The organism is Mesorhizobium sp. M2C.T.Ca.TU.002.02.1.1, assembly GCF_003997225.1.
The window spans coordinates 1-3,476 of the sequence record NZ_RZTO01000670.1 but is presented as its reverse complement, the minus strand read 5'-3'; the positions used below and the strand labels follow the sequence as shown (position 1 = coordinate 3,476).

The following is a 3,476-nucleotide window of genomic DNA, read 5'->3' as shown; positions in this document are numbered from 1 at the left end:
GTTGACGCTGTCGTCGCCAACGGCCTTCGCCTGGCTGCCGGTGGCGATGTTGTTGCTGAAGTTGCCGCTTGCATCCGATGAAAGGCCGGTCGCGACGTTCGCGCTTCCGGCACCCACCGCGACAGCAGAATTTCCGGTTGCGATGTTGGAGCCGCCGTCTCCCGTAGCCGCCGCCATGAAACCCGACGCGATGTTGGCGCTGCCCTGGCCAAACGACAGGGCGACGGCCCCGATAGCGAGGTTGTGGCTCAGGTCCCCCTGGGACTGGGCCTGGTCGCCAACGGCCACATTTCCGCTGCTGGCGCCATAGGCTGTGGCAAGATCGCCGACAGCCGTGTTGATGCTGGCATCACCGTCCGAATTGGCGGAACCGCCAACCGAGGTGTTGTGGCTGCTGGTGCCGGAGGCGTGGGCGTTGTAGCCAAGGGCAGTGTTGTTCGAACCGTCGCCATTCGCGCTGGATGAGGTTCCAAAGGCGGAATTGTCGCCATTGCCCGTGGCGCTGGCATTGTGGCCGCAGGCTATGTTGGCTGCATGCCCGCCGTCGTCGGCGCCGTCGGCCGCGCTTCCCGTAATATCGAAGACGACGAGGCACTTGTCCGCGTAAGCCGGTTCCGTCGTGCCAACGAGCGCAGCCGTCAGGCCGCCGACACCCAGGAGCGCGGCCAGCAGGGCATGGCAAGAAACCGTTGCACGAAGGCCCGGCGTGACAGTTTTCGACATTCCTTCCCCCTTGCATCCCTGGTCGCTTCGCGGCGGCAGATCGGTGCAATCGGCTTGCATCGACGTCATGGACACCCGGCAGCCCTCGGCAGGAGGCGGGTCCATGTGGAGCACAGGGAGATTGAAGCTTTGCGCTGCCTGGGGACAGATACTGTCTGGCTAACGAGCCGTTAGCTTTCGCGCAACGCCAAGCGGTCTCAGGCGGTGGCCCGACCCTCGCCGGCACTGCCGGTCGGCCAGCGATAACGTCGCGCGGCGGCGACGGCGGCGGCGACCGGCTTGCTGTGCGGCCGACCGGCGACCGTCGCTAGGCTGATCTGGCGGAAGACCTCCGGGTCGACCAGCCTGCGCAGTTCGAGGCCGGGCAGCAGCGGCAGGTTCTCGGGCATCACCGCACAGCCAAGGCCGGCCCGCACCAGCGACTGAATCCAATCCTCGCGTTCGCCGACATAGCGGATGTTGACGGCCTCGTAGGGTTTGGCAACGCCCAGCCGCGCAAGGTTCGAGGGAAATTCGCAATGGAGGCGCTTGACGTAGTCCTCTCCCTGAAGCTCGCGCATCGGCACCGCGTTCATCTTGCCGAAGCGGTGGCCTGGGGCGAAGGAGATACAGAACGCCTCGCGAAACAGCGGCATCATGCGGATTCGCTCATCGAGATCGGGCGAACTGGTCAGCGCGATGTCGATCTCGCCACCGAGCAGCGCGCCTTCCAGTTCCTCACAATTGGCTTCCCAGATGTGCAGTTCGAGATCGGGCGCATGGTTGCGCAGGGCCATGAGGTAGCCGGTCAGCACGCCGGCGCCGATCGAGGCGAACATACCGAGCTTCAGCCGGGATCCCGAGAGTCGGGCATAGTCCTTCGCCTCTCGCCTCGCCGCGTCGGCAGCCCGGATCATGACGGAAAAATGTTCAAGCATCAGCCGGCCGAGATCGGTCAAGTGCGTCAGGTGCCGCTCGCGCCGGAACAACTGCCCGCCCAGTTCGTCCTCCAACTGCCGGATGCCGCGGCTGAGCGAGGGCACGCTAACGCCGCATTGCTCGGCGGCGCGCGTGAAGTTCAGCGTCTCTCCCGCTTTGAGAAAGTAGCGTATCTGGTGCATTTCCATAACGGGCACTCCCCTGGCCGCCCCGAACAACTCAAAGTGGAATGTTATTGCATTGGGACGTGCGTCGCCAGCGCGGGGCGTCGCCCTATCACTCCCCTGGCTGAATAGAATTTGGGCCACCGCCTGTAGACATCGCGGCGGCAATGAAACAATCTTCACCGCGGGAACATAAGCGCCTCGAAGAAGGCGCCTTACCTTCGGGCGCGCATGAACAATCGCTGGACCTTGTACGATCCACGCCTGGCCTGGATGCTGGTTGCACCGGTGCTTCTGCTGCTGATCTTCTTCCTGGTGCTGCCGATCGCGGTGATGGCGGCCTATACGTTCTTCACCTTCGTCACCGCCGGCGTCGAAACCAGCGCGCTGACCGCCGCCAACTGGCAGGAATTCTTCACCGACAGCTATTATTCCGGCTTCCTTCTGAAGACGCTGCGCGTCGGCGCGATCACCGCGCTGCTGTGCGGCGTGCTCGGCTATTTCCCGGCCTACTTCATCTGGGCGACAAGCTTCAGGCACAAATGGCTGCTCTTGCTCCTGCTCATCGTGCCGTTCTGGATCAGCTTCACCATCCGCACCTTTTCCTGGATCAACATCCTGGGCGAACAGGGCGTCATCAATGTCGCGCTGCTCAGGATGGGCATCATCAGCGAGCCGCTGCCGATGCTCTACAACGAGGGGGCGGTGATCCTGGGGCTGCTGCACTTCCTCCTGCCCTACATGATCCTCAACGTCTATGTGAGCCTCGAGGGCATCGACCGCACGCTGATTGCGGCGGCCCGCTCGATGGGCTGCACCAGCGCGCAGGCGTTCCGCGAGGTGACCTTGCCGCTGTCGCTGCCGGGTCTCGCGGCGGGGCTGCTGCTCTGCTTCGTGCTGGCGGCCGGCAGCTATGTGACGCCGCAATTGCTGGGCTCGGGCCGAGACGCGCTGTTCGGCAATCTGATCTACGACACCATCATGGGCGAATTGAACTGGCCGATGGGCGCCACGCTGTCGATCGTGCTGTTCCTAGTACTCGGCTTCTTCGCCGCCATCTACACCCGCTACATGGGCATGTCGCAGATCGTCAAAGGGCTTGGCGGATGAGCGGAGCGCGACGTAGGGAGGAAGGCAGATGGGCGTGGCGGCTGACCGGCTTCGTCACGCTCTTGGTCTACATCTTCATGTTCGCGCCGATCGTGGCGACCGTCATCCTGTCTTTCAACGCCTCGATGTTCGGCGGCTTCCCGATGACCGGCTTTTCGCTGCAATGGTACGCCAAGCTGATGAACAATGACGCGGTGCTGACCGCCTTTCGCACCTCGCTGTGGATCGCGCTGGTCACTGCTGCCGTCACCACGGCCATCGGCGTCGTCACGGCTTTCGCGCTGGTGCGTTTCGAGTTCCGCGGCAAGCAGGCGCTGAGCACGCTGGTGATCCTGCCGGCGCTGGTGCCGGAAACCATCCTCGGCGTCGGCCTGCTGGTGCTGATCAAGGCGGTCGACCAGCCGCGCACCATGCTGCTTCTCGTGCTTGGCCATATCCTCTTAGCGGTGCCCTATGTGGTGCTGATCGCGCAGGCGCGGATGGTGGGGATCCGGCGCGTCTATGAGGAGGCGGCGCTCTCGCTCGGCGCCTCGCGCTTTTCGTCCTTCCGCGAGATCACGC

General features: G+C 64.0%; 3 protein-coding genes and 1 pseudogene. 2 read left to right on the top strand and 2 right to left on the bottom strand.

Annotated elements, in window-relative coordinates; translation table 11 throughout:
- Together EOD07_RS27225 and EOD07_RS27220 are read right to left on the bottom strand one after the other, a co-directional pair.
- Window positions 1-723, bottom strand: a pseudogene (locus tag EOD07_RS27225) (hypothetical protein); the annotation flags it as partial.
- A 197-nt stretch (window positions 724-920) separates the two neighbouring features.
- Window positions 921-1,859, bottom strand: a complete 939-nt coding sequence (locus EOD07_RS27220; RefSeq protein WP_127237597.1) for a LysR family transcriptional regulator — start codon at window positions 1,857-1,859, stop codon at window positions 921-923.
- A 177-nt stretch (window positions 1,860-2,036) separates the two neighbouring features.
- On the opposite strand from EOD07_RS27220, the gene EOD07_RS27215 reads away from it, so the two are divergent.
- Together EOD07_RS27215 and EOD07_RS27210 are read left to right on the top strand one after the other, a co-directional pair.
- The gene (locus EOD07_RS27215; protein WP_040980451.1) at window positions 2,037-2,915 is read left to right on the top strand and encodes an ABC transporter permease; all 879 of its coding nucleotides are present in this window, start codon (window positions 2,037-2,039) and stop codon (window positions 2,913-2,915) included.
- On the top strand, window positions 2,912-3,476 hold a 565-nt coding region (locus tag EOD07_RS27210), incomplete at its 3' end, for an ABC transporter permease subunit (protein WP_127237596.1). The genes EOD07_RS27215 and EOD07_RS27210, both read left to right, overlap by 4 nt.